The organism is Arthrobacter sp. HLT1-20 (assembly GCF_054510895.1).
On sequence record NZ_JBTNDR010000002.1, the window covers coordinates 110,388 to 123,365 of the forward strand.

Sequence of the window (12,978 nt, forward strand, 5' to 3'; positions counted from 1 at the left end):
CCGGGCCTGCCGGGCCTGCCGGGCCTGCCGGGCCTGCCGGGCCTGCCGAACGTACAGTTGATGCTGATGCTGCGCGCAAACATCAGCATCAACTGTACGTTCACGAGGCAGAAAAGGGCGGGTGGCTTAGACGCCGGGGCTGTCCTGTCCCAATAGCGGATCCTGCAACCGCTGGGCGTGGTACGCCAGGATCTGCAACTCGGTGGCCATATCCACCTTGCGGAGGTTCACGTCTTCCGGGACACTCAGGGCCACGGGCGCAAAGCTGAGAATGCTGTGGACTCCGGCCGCCACGACCCTGTCACACACGGACTGTGCCACCGCGGCAGGAAGCGCCAGGACCACCATGTTGGCGCGGGTGCCTGTCAAAACCGATTCCAGGTTGGCCACGTCACTGACGCGCAGCCAACCAATCTCGGTCCCCACCAGCATTTGGTCGGCATCGAGCAGCGCCACCACATCAAAGCCGCGTGATTCAAACCCGGCGTAGCGGGCCAGGGCCCTGCCCAGGTTTCCGGCACCAACGATGGCGACCCGCCACTCATGCGTCAGGCCGAGCGCCTGGGCAATTTGCCGGCTCAGATTCGCCACATCGTAGCCAACACCGCGCGTCCCGTAGGAGCCCAGATGGGAGAGGTCCTTGCGAACGTTGGACGCGCCCACACCCGCGGATTCGGCAAGGGCCTCGGAGGAGACGTTCTCAACGCCGTCAGCCAGCAGGGCATTGAGTGTGCGCAGGTACAGTGTCAGGCGGGACACCGTGGCAGGGGGCAGCTGCCGGGCCTGTTCGGCCGGCTGGTCGCCCGGGGTCTGCACTGGGATCAAGAAAACACTCCACATTCTCAAGCTAGGCCGCCCCAGGTGAGGAACAGGTGTCCGCAAGTTCCGCCGTCGGCCTTGGACCGTTTAGAACAACTGTAGGACCTGTCCTCGGTCCCCACCAAAAGCCGCACCCTTGACCCGTCGGCCGCGCGTCGGCCGCGCTCCGTCCCAGGGCCGGCACGCAGCTTGGGCCGCGCTAGGCGCCCGCCATGGCCCGTTCCAGGATGGCGCGGAGGCGGATGGGGTCGATCTGCCAAAAATCTCGCTGAATTCCGTCCACCAGCACCACAGGAATCTCCTCGCCGTAGCGGGCCGTCAGCTCGGCATTGCCGTCAAGGCTGAGTTCCGAATAGGCCAGGCCCAGTCCGCCGGCCACCTGGGTAAGCACCTCACGGGCGTCGTCACAAAGATGGCAGCCATCCTTGGTCACCAGCTCCAGCAGCGGAATACGACGCGCGGGAACGGCGTGGTTTGTGATGTTTTCGGGGACAGAATCCATGCCTACAACGGTACCCAGTCGGAACAGCTTCGCACAGTCGGCCGTCGATTTGCCCGGCAAATGAAAGTTTCACCACAGTTAAGCCCCGCTTCAAGTGGCGTGAGCGGCACAGACGGGCTGGATTGACTAGACTCATTCCATGCCCGACGTGACTACCAACAGTGCCGAGGCCGCCTCGACCACTGCGCACCACCAGGGCGAGGCAGCTTTCTTTGACGTGGACAACACCCTGATGAAGGGTGCCAGCTTGTTCCATGTGGCCCGCAAGATGTATCAAAAGCGCGCCTTCACCCTTGGTGACGCCGCTGGCTTCGGGTGGAAGCAAGCCAAATTCATCCTGCGCGGCGAAAACATGAACGACGTCCACTCGGTCCAGGATTCCGCCCAAAAACTCGCAGCCGGCATCAGCACCGAATTTGTGCGCCAGCTGGGTGAAGAAGTCTATGACGAAATGATCGTCTCCAAGATCTGGCCCGGCACCAAGGCCCTCACCCAGGAACACCTGAAATCCGGACGGCAGGTTTGGCTGGTGACAGCCACCCCGGTGGAAGTTGCTGGCGTCATCGCTAAGCGCCTGAACCTGACGGGCGCCCTGGGCACCGTGGCAGAAATTGACGACGGCGTGTACACAGGCCGCCTGGTGGGCGAGATCCTGCACGGTCCTGCCAAGGGACGGGCCGTTCGTGAACTGGCCCAGAAGCAGGGCCTGGACCTCACCCGGTGCTGGGCCTACAGCGATTCCTACAACGACATCCCCCTCCTCACGGCGGTGGGAAACCCGGTGGCCGTCAACCCGGATGCCAAGCTGCGCAAGCATGCCCGCGACAACAATTGGCCCATCTACGATTACCGCTCCGGGAGACGCGCAGCAACACTGGGTTTGAAGGCTGCCACCGGAGCTGGTGCTGTTTATGGCCTGTGGAAGGGCATCTCGATCGTCCGCCGCCGCTAATCCCCAGCTCCTCCCCCATTCCAGCCGCTGGCGCGTCTCCCGCCGTCGGGCATGAAAAAAGCACCCGCCCACCAAATGGTGAACGGGTGCTTTCGCAAAAAAAGAAGATTTACTTCTTGTTACGACGCTGGTGACGCGTCTTGCGAAGCTGCTTACGGTGCTTCTTCTTGGACATCCGCTTGCGGCGCTTCTTAACTACTGAACCCATGAAAGTTCCTCACAAACTGCATAGAAGGCCTCAAGTGAGGCCCAAACGATTAGGTCGACCGATCGCAGGAATCGGTCAAAGCCGAAAATGGATCTTTCCTAGACTACCGTGCCTACCCGGTCTGCGCCGAACCGGAAGTTCCGGCAGGTCCTGTGCCATCTACCACCGCACCCTTGAGGAAGGCCTCAACGGCGTTTTGCGGCACCCTATACGACCTGCCAAAGCGGACAGCGGGGAGCTCCCCTGCGTGCACCATGCGGTACACGGTCATTTTCGACACGCGCATGAGGGCGGCGACTTCTTGAACTGTCAAGAAGTGCACATCGGAGACATTTTGCTCCTGTGTCATGGCCGGACCTCGATGTTCATTGCCTAAAACTTGTCTAGCGTCCGGCCCACAGCGCCTTCTGCCTCTAGCTCTAACTCTAGGGGCAGAAGGGGCCACTGTGGTAGGCGTTCAGTGGTTCTTTGCCAACAGTCCGTGTCAGGCCGCGCTTGCGTTGTTGTTGCGGCGCGCGCGCGAGCTGCGGGCCAGGTTGGCCAGCACCTCGGCACTGACATCCCAGTCCATGCAGGCGTCGGTGACGCTCTGGCCGTAGTTCAGCTGGGCGGTTCCGGCCGCAACCTGCTCCACATTGAGGTTTTGGGCCCCGCCCATCAGGAAACTCTCCAGCATGATCCCGGCAATGTTGTGAGCAGAGGCGTCATCGGCTTCCAATTGCGCACCAATTTCCAGGGCCACCTCGGCCTGGCGGTGGTGGCTCTTACCGGAGTTGGCATGGCTGGCATCAACAATGAGTCGCGGGTTGATACCGGCGCCGGTGGCCTGCGCGGCGGCGCCGGCCACGTCGGCCGCACGGTAGTTGGGCCCCTTGCGCCCGCCGCGCAGGATCACGTGGGTGTCCTGATTGCCCTCGGTGCTGACTAGGGACGCGCGGCCGTTGCCGTCGATGCCCAGGAACGACTGCGGCGCACTCGCGGCGTTGCAGGCGTCGAGCGAAACTTGGAGGTCGCCGTCGGTCCCGTTCTTGAAACCGATGGGCATGGACAGCCCGGAGCTGAGCTGGCGGTGAATTTGACTCTCGGTGGTCCGCGCGCCGATGGCACCCCAGGAAATCAGGTCGGCCGTGTACTGCGGGCTGATCGGCTCAAGGAATTCGGTGCCCGTGGGCAGTCCCAATTGGGCCACCTGCAGCAGGAAGTGCCGCGCCATTTCAAGCCCCTTGGCCACGTCGTGGCTGCCGTCCAGCAGGGGATCGTTGATCAGGCCCTTCCACCCCACTGTGGTGCGCGGCTTCTCGAAGTAGGCGCGCATCACGATCAGCAGGTCTTCCTCGTGCTCCTTGGCCGTGGCGGCCAGCCGCCGGGCGTATTCCAGCCCAGCCTCGGGGTCGTGGATGGAGCACGGGCCCACAATGACCAGCAGCCTGTCATCCACACCGTCCATGATGGCCCGCACCTGGTCACGGCCGCGTTCGACGACGTTGCTTGCGTGGGCGTCCAGCGGCAGCACCGCTTCCAACTCAGTGGGGGACGGCAATGCGGTGAAGCGGCTGACGCGCAGATTGGCAGTGGTTTGGGGCGCCGAGGCGGCTGTGATGCTCATGGGGGTCCTTTGCTGCAAGATGGCAGCGGACCCCTCTTCGGAGCCCGCCTGAAAATGGCGAAGGACAGAGAATGAATTCTCTGTCCTGTTGGCTCTGAAGGTGATGGGATGCGTGTCAGTTAGACGCGGGCCCCTCCAGAGCCAACGAAAAATACGCATACCAACGGTTTGTCATGCCCACACCATACGCCGAAATTTAGCCGGCCAGCAAATCGGCCACGTAATGCAGCTGCCGGAGCCAGTGGTGCTCCTGCCCGCCCTCATGGTTGTTGAAGCGGTAGTACGCCATTTCCTTGGCCGGCGTCTTGTCCGGCGTCTGAGCCGCTGACTGGGCCGCCAAGGTGCCGTAGCCGTTGTAGGAGCCAAACACGGTGGTTGGCGGGCACGCGTCGTCCTGGCCGGCGCAGGAGTACAGCGCGGGGACGCTGGCGCGCGCGGCGAAGTGCACGCCGTCGAAATAGTTCAGCACGTCCAGGAAGGGCTCATAGTCCGTGCGGTGGCGCTTGAGGAAGGTAGCGATTTCCGGATACGGGCCGCGCACGGCAATGTCGATGGACCGCGGGAAGTCCTGCAGGAAGGGGACATCGGCCATGAGCGCCACAATGCCGCTGAGCCTTCCAGCTGCCAAACCGGCCGCCGCAATGGCCAGCCCGCCGCCCTGGCTGATGCCGGTGAGGATGACCCTGGTTCCATCCACCTCCATGTGGGATTGGGCGGCCTCGATGGCGCGGAAGGCGTCCACATACAGGCGACGGTAGTAGTAGTCCTCGCGGGAGCTGATGCCGCGGGTCATCAGGCCGGGGTGGGCCACATCGCCTGCGGAGGGGTGCGGATCCGGGGTGTCACCGAGCAGGCCGCCATAGCCCTGGCCGCGGGTGTCCATGATGAAGTGCGCGTACCCGGCCTGCGCCCAGGACGTGTCCTGGTGGACCAATCCGCGGCCACCGGAGTAGCCAATATAGTGGACCACCACGGGCAGCTTCTGGCCCGTGCTACGGTTCGCGGGCAGATGTAGCCAGCCCTTGATGGGGGCTCCGCCAAACCCGGCAAAGGTGGCGTCGAAGCTGTCAATGACGCTCAACATGTTCTCCACCGGAGTGAAGGTTGCCGCCACCGGAAATTCGCGGGCTTCGGCCATGGTGCTGTCCCAAAAGCTGTCGAAGTCTCCGGGTGCAGCGGGTCCTGCGGCGTAGTGGCTGAGTTGCTCAAGGGGCAGATCGAACTGCGGCATGGCTCGGGTTCCGTTCCAGTATGGGCCCGGCACTAACCCCGGGCACTAGAGACATCCTACGTCCTACACGTAGCTTTTACCTGCGCTTTACTGCCACATCTGCGCTTGGGCGGCTTGTTGGCGGTTGCTGAACCGCCGCCAAGCCGTCCAAGCGCAGTTATGCGGACAAAGCGCGTTCATCCGCGGGCTCATAGCGCCTGCCGGGGTGGCTTGCTGCGACCATTGCCCGCAGCCCGGCCAGGGATGCTGGCGCTGCACCGGCAGCGCGGGCCTGGACCAGCAGGTTGCCCAGGGCCGTTGCTTCCACGGGCCCGGCGATGACGGGCCGGCCTGTGGCGTTGGCCGTGAGCTGGCAGAGCAGCTCATTTTGGGATCCCCCGCCCACAATGTGGATCACGTCGACCGCTTGCCCGGAGAGCCGCGCAGCGTCCCGAACGGTTGTTGCGTAGGCTGCTGCGAGGCTGTCCAGAATGCAGCGCACGACGGCGGCGGGCCGGGTTTCCAGCGACCCTCCCTTGGCGCGCACCGCGGCGCGGATGCGCCCGGGCATGCCGCCGGGGGCGATGAAGTCTTGCGAATCCACGTCGATGAGCGGCCCGCCCCCGGGTTCCTAATTAACCAAATCTGACCCGCAGAAAACGGCGAAAATCACGGTAAAACCGTGTATTTTCGCCGTTTTCTGCGGGTCAGATGAAGAGGCGGAGCTTAGATCAAGCCCTGGGCCAACATGGCGTCGGCAACCTTGACGAAGCCAGCGATGTTGGCGCCAACCACGTAGTTGCCCGGGGAGCCATAGGTGTCGGCTGTTTCGGCACAGCGATCGTGAATGCCCACCATGATCTGCGTGAGGCGGGCCTCGGTGTGCTCGAACGTCCAAGCGTCGCGGCTGGCGTTCTGCTGCATTTCCAACGCTGAGGTGGCCACACCACCGGCGTTGGCTGCCTTGCCCGGGCCGAACAAGGTGCCGGACTCCTGGAAGACGGCAACGGCACCGCTGGTGGAAGGCATGTTGGCGCCTTCAGCAACGGCGATGAGGCCGTTCTTGACCAACTTGGTGGCTGCTTCGGTGTTGAGTTCGTTCTGCGTGGCGCAGGGCAGGGCAACGGTTGCGTTGACGTCCCAAACGGAACCGCCCTCAACGTAGCTGACGGATGCTCCGCGGCGAACCGCGTACTCCTTCAGGCGGCCGCGCTCTTTTTCCTTGATCTGGCGCAGGAGGGCAACGTCTATGCCGTTCTCGTCCACAATGTAGCCGGAGGAATCGGAGCAGGCCACAACGTTTGCACCGAGCTGCTGAGCCTTGGCGATGGCGAACGTGGCAACGTTTCCGGAACCGGAAACCACCACGCGCTGGCCGTCGAAGGAGGTGCCGCGGGTCTTGAGCATCTCGTTGGCGAACAGAACTGTACCGAAACCGGTAGCTTCCGGACGCACCAGCGAGCCGCCCCAACCAACGCCCTTGCCGGTCAAAACGCCCGACTCATAGCGGTTGGTGATGCGCTTGTACTGGCCGAACAGGTAACCGATTTCGCGGCCACCCACACCAATGTCACCTGCGGGGACGTCGGTGTACTCACCAATGTGGCGGTAGAGCTCCAGCATGAAGCTCTGGCAGAAGCGCATGACCTCGGCGTCGGACTTGCCGCGCGGGTCAAAGTCGGACCCGCCCTTGCCGCCACCGATGGGCATGCCGGTCAGTGCGTTTTTGAAGATCTGCTCGAAGCCGAGGAACTTCACAATGCCCAAATACACGGACGGGTGGAAACGCAGTCCGCCCTTGTACGGGCCAAGTGCCGAGTTGAACTCAACACGGAAACCGCGGTTAATCTGCACGCGTCCCGAATCGTCCATCCACGGAACACGGAAAATGATCTGGCGCTCGGGCTCACACAAACGCTGCAGAACAGCAGCGTCCACGAATTCTGGATGCTTATCCAGAACCGGGCCAAGGCTTTCAAAAACTTCAAGAACAGCCTGGTGGAATTCTTTTTCGCCGGGGTTGCGAGCTAAAACTTGCTCCCGGATGGCTTCTAGCCTGGTATCCATGAGTCTCCTGAGAAGGGTGAGGCGCTAAAAACGCGCATAAATATGCTCACTGGCAATTTTCCAGTCACCATGGCTGTAAGACTAATTTTTCCCATTCTTCGAAATGCCATGCAAGTTCATGCATAAATCACAGGAGCAGGGGCGGACCGGGCCGCCTTACTCAGTCCTTGCGGCGCCTGAATGTTGGCAGGGCAGGAAGGTTGGCGAGCAAATCTGCAGCCTTGTTGGCCGCACGGCCAACGCTTCGGCTGATTTGCCCGGGGACGCCGCCGTCATTCTCGTTCGAGTGCACAACCACAGCCGCCTGGCTGGAGGGGACAACACCCGTTGCGCGGGCCCCTGTAACACCGCTTGCCGCGGCGCTGGCACCAGGGGCAGAACTGGTGGCAGTGTGAGCGGGTGCCGCCAGCGTGGGCACCCGGGCGCCGTTCGACGCTGCGGGAAGCAGCTTTTCCGCTGGCGGCACTTCCGTCACGGGAGAAGGCACAGCAGCGGGCACGGCAGCAGCAACCTGCGGCGGCGTGGCCGCGCGCCCATCAAGCGGGGCCGCCGACGGAAGCTGGGCCGGCGCAACGCCGGAGAGCCCGGGGGCAGTGGCTCCTAGAGATTCCAGCCAACTGGCCACCAGCGCAAGGGGTTCGGTATTGATCCCGTAGAACCGCTTCTGGCCCTGCGCGCGCATCGTGACCACGCCAGCCTCACGCAGGACGCGCAAATGCTTGGAAACCGTTGGCTGCGAGACCCCCAGCTCATCCACCAGCTGACCCACAGCCTTGCTCTCCTGGGCCAGGGCTTCCAAAATGTCCCGGCGGGTACTTTCGGCAATCACCGCGAAGACTTTTTCAACAACCATCCCACTACTCTAGCGACATATGCCCGCCACAGCATTTTTGACCCTCCGGACGCGGAACTTCAATCGCGCCAGCGGCTAGCGACCGGCACGGCGTGGCACGGCGTGGCTGGGCCCACCTGCCCGAGGGACCCGGAAATCGCGCCAGCGATTTTTGGGAGGGCGTGGGGACTGATATGTGGGAACTAGTCAAACCACGGATCCAGGCCGTACATGGGGAAAACGGCCTTCCGGGTGGCCATGACAGTTCTGTCCAGCGCGTCGGAGGGGTTGTAGCCAACTTCCCAGGACCGCCACCACGTATCAGCGTCCTCACCCATGAGCAGAGGCGCCACCTTGCCGTACTTTTCCGCAACGTAGCTGCGCCACGCCTCAGGAACGGGGGTTCGCAGCGGAACCGGCTTGCCCGCCACAATGGCCATCAGGTGGCTCCACACCCGCGGCACAACACCCACAATGTTGTAGCCGCCGCCACCTGTGGCAATCCAGCGACCGCCACACACCTTGTCCGCCAGCGCCGCAATGCTCAGCGCAGCCTCCCGCTGCCCGTCGACGCTCGTATTCAAGTGGGTCAGCGAATCGTCCCGGTGCGAGTCGCAGCCGTGCTGGCTGACAATAACTTCCGGCGCAAAAGCTTCAACCAGTTGGGGCACGACGGCGTGGAAGGCCCTGAGCCAGCCGGCATCTGAGGTGCCGGCCGGGAGGGCAACGTTCACCGCGGTGCCCTCCGCAAGCGGCCCACCCACGTCGTTGGCGAACCCGGTGCCGGGAAAGAGCGTCACACCGGACTCGTGCAGAGAGATGGTCAGCACCCGGGGGTCGTTCCAGAAGATGCTCTGGGTGCCGTCACCATGGTGAGCGTCTATGTCTATGTAGGCAACCTTGGACACTCCCGATTCCAGCAGCTTCACAATGGACAGCGCGGTGTCGTTGTAGATGCAGAATCCACTGGCCTTGCCGGCAAAAGCGTGGTGCATGCCGCCGCCAAAGTTCACGGCGCGCGGCACCGCACCACTGATCAGGGCACTTGCGGCCAGCAGTGATCCCCCAGCCAACCGGGCACTGGCTTCGTGGATCCCTGCGAAGACGGGGTCGTCCTCCGTGCCCAGGCCGCGGCTGGGATCGCTCAGGGTGGGGTTCTCTCCCACGCGGCGGACCGCGGCAATGTAGTCGCGGTCGTGAACTGTGGCGAGCTGGTCGTCACTTGCCACATAGGACTCCACCACATCCACCTGCGGCAGCTCAAAGATCCCCAGCTCGCGTGCCAGCGCCGCTGTGAGGTCCAGACGGGCCGGGGACATGGGATGGTGGGGGCCAAAATTGTACGCGGACATGGCCGCATCGCAGACTATGCTTGTCGGGACGGCCGCTGGCCCTGCGCTGGCGAAGGATGACATCCATCACAGGCTATCGAAGTATGGCCGCAATTGCCGTATCGACGACTCGGCACCATCTACGGCAGGAAGGGCAGCAACGCGTTGGCAGCAAATTCAACTCTTCAACAAGGGCTTCCCAAATGGCCGCTGAGAGTCGTGGTGAGTGTCCGCGATTTCGTGGACCACGTCGCGAATAGTTCCCCTGCCCGTTTGGCTTTGATTGTTTTTGCCTTGGTCATCATGGCCTTCACCCTGACGTTGTGCCTGCCCGTAGCATCCCGTACGGGTCAAGCCACGGCATTCCACGACGCACTGTTCACAGCGGTTTCGGCTGTCTGCGTGACAGGGCTGACCACTGTCTCCACTGCATTGCACTGGTCATTCTTTGGCCAGCTCGTGATCTTGATTGGCATCTTTGTGGGCGGCTTGGGCATTCTGACATTGGCATCACTGATGTCCTTGATGGTCAGCAAGCGCCTGGGCGTCCGCGGCAAGCTCATCGCCCAGGAAGCCATGAACGCCGGGCGGCTGGGCGAGGTGGGCACCCTGCTCCGGATTGTTATCAGCACCTCTGTTGCTGTGGAAGTGGTGCTGGCATTAGCGTTGGCCCCCCGCTTCCTCATCCTGGGCGAGCCGCTCCCGCAGGCCATCTGGCACGCCACCTTCTATTCCATCTCAGCATTCAACAACGCAGGCTTCACACCCCATTCCGACGGCGTTGTCCCCTACGAGGCTGATCTGTGGATCCTGACCCCGCTCATGGTCGGCGGCTTTATTGGCAGCCTGGGCTTCCCCGTCATGATGGTTCTTCTAGTGACAGGATTCCGCTTCAAGAAGTGGACGCTGCACGCCAAGCTCACCGTTCAGGTGTCCCTCATGCTCCTGGTGGCGGGCAGCCTGATGTGGGGAGCCATGGAGTGGAGCAACCCGGCCACCATTGGGGGGATGAGTGTGGGGGACAAGATCACGCACTCCGTGTTTGCCTCCGTCATGACCCGTTCCCTGGGCTTCAACCTGGTGGACATGAACGCCATGAACACCTCCACCATGCTGCTCACAGACGCCCTGATGTTTGTGGGCGGCGGCTCCGCCTCCACGGCGGGCGGCATCAAGGTCACCACCTTGGCCGTAATGTTCCTGGCCATCGTGGCCGAGGCCCGCGGTGACAACGACGTCAAGATTTACGGCCGCACCATCCCCCAGGGAACCATGCGCGTGGCCATCTCCGTCATCGTGATGGGCGCAACGTTCGTCATGATCGCCTGCGGGCTGCTGCTGGCCATCTCGGGCGAAAGCCTTGACCGGGTGCTTTTTGAAACCATCTCCGCCTTCGCCACCGTGGGACTGAGCACAGGGCTCAGTGCCGAGCTCCCGCCGTCGGGGGTCTATGTTTTGTGCGCCATGATGTTCTTTGGCCGCGTCGGCTCCATCACCCTCGCCGCAGCCCTGGCCTTGCGCCAGCGCCGCCAGCTGTACCACTACCCGGAAGAGAGGCCCATCATTGGCTGAGAAAACAGACTCCAACAACCGCCCGCCGCACAATGCACCCGTTTTGGTGGTTGGTTTGGGCCGTTTTGGTGCCGCCACGGCCCACCAACTGGTCAAGCAGGGCCGCGAAGTGCTGGCCATCGAGCGCGACCCAGCGCTGGTCCAAAAGTGGGCCGGCGTCCTCACCCACGTGGTCGAGGCCGACGCCACCAACATTGACGCGCTGCGCCAGCTCGGGGCACAGGACTTCAGCTCCGCCGTCGTAGGTGTGGGAACATCCATCGAATCCAGTGTGCTCATCACCGTGAACCTGGTGGATTTGGGGATCGATCATTTGTGGGTCAAGGCGATCACGCAGTCGCACGGCAAGATCCTGACCCGCATTGGCGCCAACCACGTCATCTACCCGGAGGCCGACGCCGGCGTCCGTGCCGCGCACCTGGTGGGCGGGCGCATGCTTGACTTCATCGAGTTCGACGACGACTTCGCCATTGTGAAAATGTACCCGCCCAAGGAGACTCAGGGTTTCACGCTGGAGGAATCCAAGGTGCGTTCCAAGTACGGCGTCACGGTGGTGGGCGTGAAGTCCCCGGGCGAGGACTTCACGTACGCCCAGCCGCACACGCGCGTCTCCAGCCGCGACATGCTCATTGTGTCCGGCTACGTTGACCTGCTGGAACGCTTCGCCGCCCGGCCCTGACCTCACGTTTTCGCCCTGCCGAGCGTCTACAGGATAGGGAGGTACCACTGATGCTGGAACATTCGATTTTCGACTCACCCTTGGGCCTGTTGACGGCTGTTGCGAACGACGACGGACTGCAGGCTGTGTACATGGCCGAGCACAAACGCCGGCCTACTCAGGAGACGATGGGCGAGCGGGTTGTCGCTGCCGATTCGCTGGTTTTGGGGGCCGCGGCGGAACAGCTGGGCGAGTACTTTGCCGGGCAGCGGCGTGAGTTTTCCGTGCCGCTGGCACCGCTTGGCAGCCCGTTCCAGCACCGCGTCTGGGCGGCATTGCGCCAAATTCCTTTTGGCGAGGTGCGCAGCTACGGGGAACTGGCGGGCATGCTGGGCGACAAATCCATGGCCCAGGCCGTGGGCTCGGCCAACGGCCGCAACCCCATCAGCATCATTGTCCCCTGCCACCGGGTGGTCGGGGCGGATGGTTCGCTGGTGGGCTATGCCGGCGGTGTGGAGCGCAAGCAGTTCCTTTTGGAGTTTGAAAACCCGGCCTGGACGGGCACCGAGGCGTTGTTTTGACCGAACCGGAACCGGACCCTGCTGCACGGCCGTCGCCTCGATCCGCGGCGCTACCGCCCTTTGACGTCCTGGTCTCCACCCACGGCGCCACCGTATTGCGGGTCTGCCGGGCACTGGTGGGTGTCAGCGATGCTGACGACGTCTGGCAGGAAACGTTCCTGGCAGCCCTGCGGGTTTATCCCACGGCAACAAAGGTCAGTAACTGGCAGGCCTGGCTGGTAACGATAGCCCGCAACAAGGCCGTGGACCATCACAGGAAATCCCTCCGGCTCCCCATCCCGGCGAGTGGTTCAGGGGTGTCCGATTCCTCCGAGGGGATCTTTGCGGCGGCCGGCCGTGTAGGCGGCGCAGGGCAGGGTGGAGGGGACGCCGTGGTGCAGGCCGTTGAAGCCAATCTGGAGGCAGCCACCGTGTGGGCGGCGCTGGGGCTATTGCCGCCGATGCAGCGTGAGGCAGTGGTTTTTCATCATTTGGCCGGGCTGCCGTATGTGGAGGTGGCCGAGCTGCTGGGGAATTCGCCGGAGGCTGCGCGCCGGGCCGCATCCGACGGCATGAAGGCGTTGCGCGCATTTTTGGCGCAAAGGCGCACTGTGATCGAAAGGATTTCTGGTGAACACTGACGTCGAATTTCCCGCAGAAC

The 12,978-nt window shown here is 63.2% G+C and carries 14 protein-coding genes and 1 pseudogene; 5 read left to right on the top strand and 10 right to left on the bottom strand.

The features are described from left to right. Positions 1 to 126: 126 nt before the first annotated feature. Entirely contained in the window at positions 127 to 825 is a 699-nt protein-coding gene (locus ACX80Q_RS01820; RefSeq protein WP_459328808.1) for a redox-sensing transcriptional repressor Rex, read from the bottom strand. A 193-nt stretch (positions 826 to 1,018) separates the two neighbouring features. Beyond that, the gene (locus ACX80Q_RS01825; RefSeq protein ID WP_459328809.1) at positions 1,019 to 1,321 is read right to left on the bottom strand and encodes a glutaredoxin family protein; all 303 of its coding nucleotides are present in this window, start codon (positions 1,319 to 1,321) and stop codon (positions 1,019 to 1,021) included. Positions 1,322 to 1,460: 139 nt separating this feature from the next. On the opposite strand from ACX80Q_RS01825, the gene ACX80Q_RS01830 reads away from it, so the two are divergent. Beyond that, positions 1,461 to 2,273 (top strand): HAD family hydrolase, encoded by an 813-nt coding sequence (locus tag ACX80Q_RS01830; RefSeq protein WP_459328810.1) that lies wholly within the window; start codon positions 1,461 to 1,463, stop codon positions 2,271 to 2,273. 109 nt (positions 2,274 to 2,382) lie between these two features. Here the strand turns inward: ACX80Q_RS01830 and ACX80Q_RS01835 are convergent, their stop codons facing one another. The 8 genes and pseudogenes from ACX80Q_RS01835 to ACX80Q_RS01870 all read right to left on the bottom strand — a co-directional run bounded on the left by ACX80Q_RS01835 (position 2,383) and on the right by ACX80Q_RS01870 (position 9,548). Further along, positions 2,383 to 2,481, bottom strand: a complete 99-nt coding sequence (locus ACX80Q_RS01835) for a 30S ribosomal protein bS22 (protein WP_074712200.1) — start codon at positions 2,479 to 2,481, stop codon at positions 2,383 to 2,385. A 112-nt stretch (positions 2,482 to 2,593) separates the two neighbouring features. Next, positions 2,594 to 2,830 (bottom strand): helix-turn-helix domain-containing protein, encoded by a 237-nt coding sequence (locus tag ACX80Q_RS01840; RefSeq protein ID WP_459328811.1) that lies wholly within the window; start codon positions 2,828 to 2,830, stop codon positions 2,594 to 2,596. A gap of 135 nt (positions 2,831 to 2,965) precedes the next feature. Then, positions 2,966 to 4,087 carry a 3-deoxy-7-phosphoheptulonate synthase gene (locus ACX80Q_RS01845; RefSeq protein ID WP_459328812.1) on the bottom strand — a complete coding sequence of 374 codons (1,122 nt, stop codon included), beginning with the start codon at positions 4,085 to 4,087 and terminating at the stop codon, positions 2,966 to 2,968. A gap of 196 nt (positions 4,088 to 4,283) precedes the next feature. Continuing rightward, on the bottom strand, positions 4,284 to 5,318 hold the full coding sequence (locus tag ACX80Q_RS01850; protein ID WP_459328813.1) for an acetylxylan esterase: 1,035 nt from the start codon (positions 5,316 to 5,318) through the stop codon (positions 4,284 to 4,286). Between the two features lie 157 nt (positions 5,319 to 5,475). After that, a pseudogene (locus ACX80Q_RS01855) lies at positions 5,476 to 5,913 on the bottom strand (FGGY-family carbohydrate kinase); the annotation flags it as partial. Positions 5,914 to 6,023: 110 nt separating this feature from the next. Continuing rightward, on the bottom strand, positions 6,024 to 7,364 hold the full coding sequence (gene gdhA / locus ACX80Q_RS01860; protein ID WP_459328814.1) for an NADP-specific glutamate dehydrogenase: 1,341 nt from the start codon (positions 7,362 to 7,364) through the stop codon (positions 6,024 to 6,026). A 160-nt stretch (positions 7,365 to 7,524) separates the two neighbouring features. Then, positions 7,525 to 8,217, bottom strand: coding sequence for an ArsR/SmtB family transcription factor (locus ACX80Q_RS01865; protein WP_459328815.1), 693 nt, complete (start codon positions 8,215 to 8,217; stop codon positions 7,525 to 7,527). Between the two features lie 182 nt (positions 8,218 to 8,399). After that, complete coding sequence (locus ACX80Q_RS01870; RefSeq protein WP_459328816.1) at positions 8,400 to 9,548, bottom strand: acetoin utilization protein AcuC; 1,149 nt, start codon at positions 9,546 to 9,548, stop codon at positions 8,400 to 8,402. Positions 9,549 to 9,737: 189 nt separating this feature from the next. Here ACX80Q_RS01870 and ACX80Q_RS01875 point away from each other — a divergent pair, with 189 nt between their 5' ends. The 4 genes from ACX80Q_RS01875 to ACX80Q_RS01890 are packed head-to-tail and all read left to right on the top strand — an operon-like array spanning position 9,738 to position 12,958. Further along, positions 9,738 to 11,099, top strand: coding sequence for a TrkH family potassium uptake protein (locus tag ACX80Q_RS01875; protein ID WP_459328937.1), 1,362 nt, complete (start codon positions 9,738 to 9,740; stop codon positions 11,097 to 11,099). Further along, on the top strand, positions 11,092 to 11,778 hold the full coding sequence (locus ACX80Q_RS01880) for a potassium channel family protein (RefSeq protein WP_459328817.1): 687 nt from the start codon (positions 11,092 to 11,094) through the stop codon (positions 11,776 to 11,778). Before ACX80Q_RS01875 ends, ACX80Q_RS01880 begins: the two co-directional genes overlap by 8 nt. A gap of 50 nt (positions 11,779 to 11,828) precedes the next feature. Beyond that, entirely contained in the window at positions 11,829 to 12,338 is a 510-nt protein-coding gene (locus ACX80Q_RS01885; RefSeq protein WP_459328818.1) for a methylated-DNA--[protein]-cysteine S-methyltransferase, read from the top strand. Further along, positions 12,335 to 12,958 (top strand): RNA polymerase sigma factor, encoded by a 624-nt coding sequence (locus ACX80Q_RS01890; protein WP_459328819.1) that lies wholly within the window; start codon positions 12,335 to 12,337, stop codon positions 12,956 to 12,958. Before ACX80Q_RS01885 ends, ACX80Q_RS01890 begins: the two co-directional genes overlap by 4 nt. The last annotated feature ends 20 nt before the right edge of the window (positions 12,959 to 12,978 follow it).

Coding starts and splice junctions, on each gene's coding strand:
- ACX80Q_RS01825 (WP_459328809.1), bottom strand. CDS start 1,321: ATGGATTCTGTCCCCGAAAACATCACAAACCACGCCGTTCCCGCGCGT.
- ACX80Q_RS01830 (WP_459328810.1), top strand. CDS start 1,461: ATGCCCGACGTGACTACCAACAGTGCCGAGGCCGCCTCGACCACTGCG.
- ACX80Q_RS01835 (WP_074712200.1), bottom strand. CDS start 2,481: ATGGGTTCAGTAGTTAAGAAGCGCCGCAAGCGGATGTCCAAGAAGAAG.
- ACX80Q_RS01840 (WP_459328811.1), bottom strand. CDS start 2,830: ATGACACAGGAGCAAAATGTCTCCGATGTGCACTTCTTGACAGTTCAA.
- ACX80Q_RS01845 (WP_459328812.1), bottom strand. CDS start 4,087: ATGAGCATCACAGCCGCCTCGGCGCCCCAAACCACTGCCAATCTGCGC.
- ACX80Q_RS01850 (WP_459328813.1), bottom strand. CDS start 5,318: ATGCCGCAGTTCGATCTGCCCCTTGAGCAACTCAGCCACTACGCCGCA.
- gdhA (WP_459328814.1), bottom strand. CDS start 7,364: ATGGATACCAGGCTAGAAGCCATCCGGGAGCAAGTTTTAGCTCGCAAC.
- ACX80Q_RS01865 (WP_459328815.1), bottom strand. CDS start 8,217: ATGGTTGTTGAAAAAGTCTTCGCGGTGATTGCCGAAAGTACCCGCCGG.
- ACX80Q_RS01870 (WP_459328816.1), bottom strand. CDS start 9,548: ATGTCCGCGTACAATTTTGGCCCCCACCATCCCATGTCCCCGGCCCGT.
- ACX80Q_RS01885 (WP_459328818.1), top strand. CDS start 11,829: ATGCTGGAACATTCGATTTTCGACTCACCCTTGGGCCTGTTGACGGCT.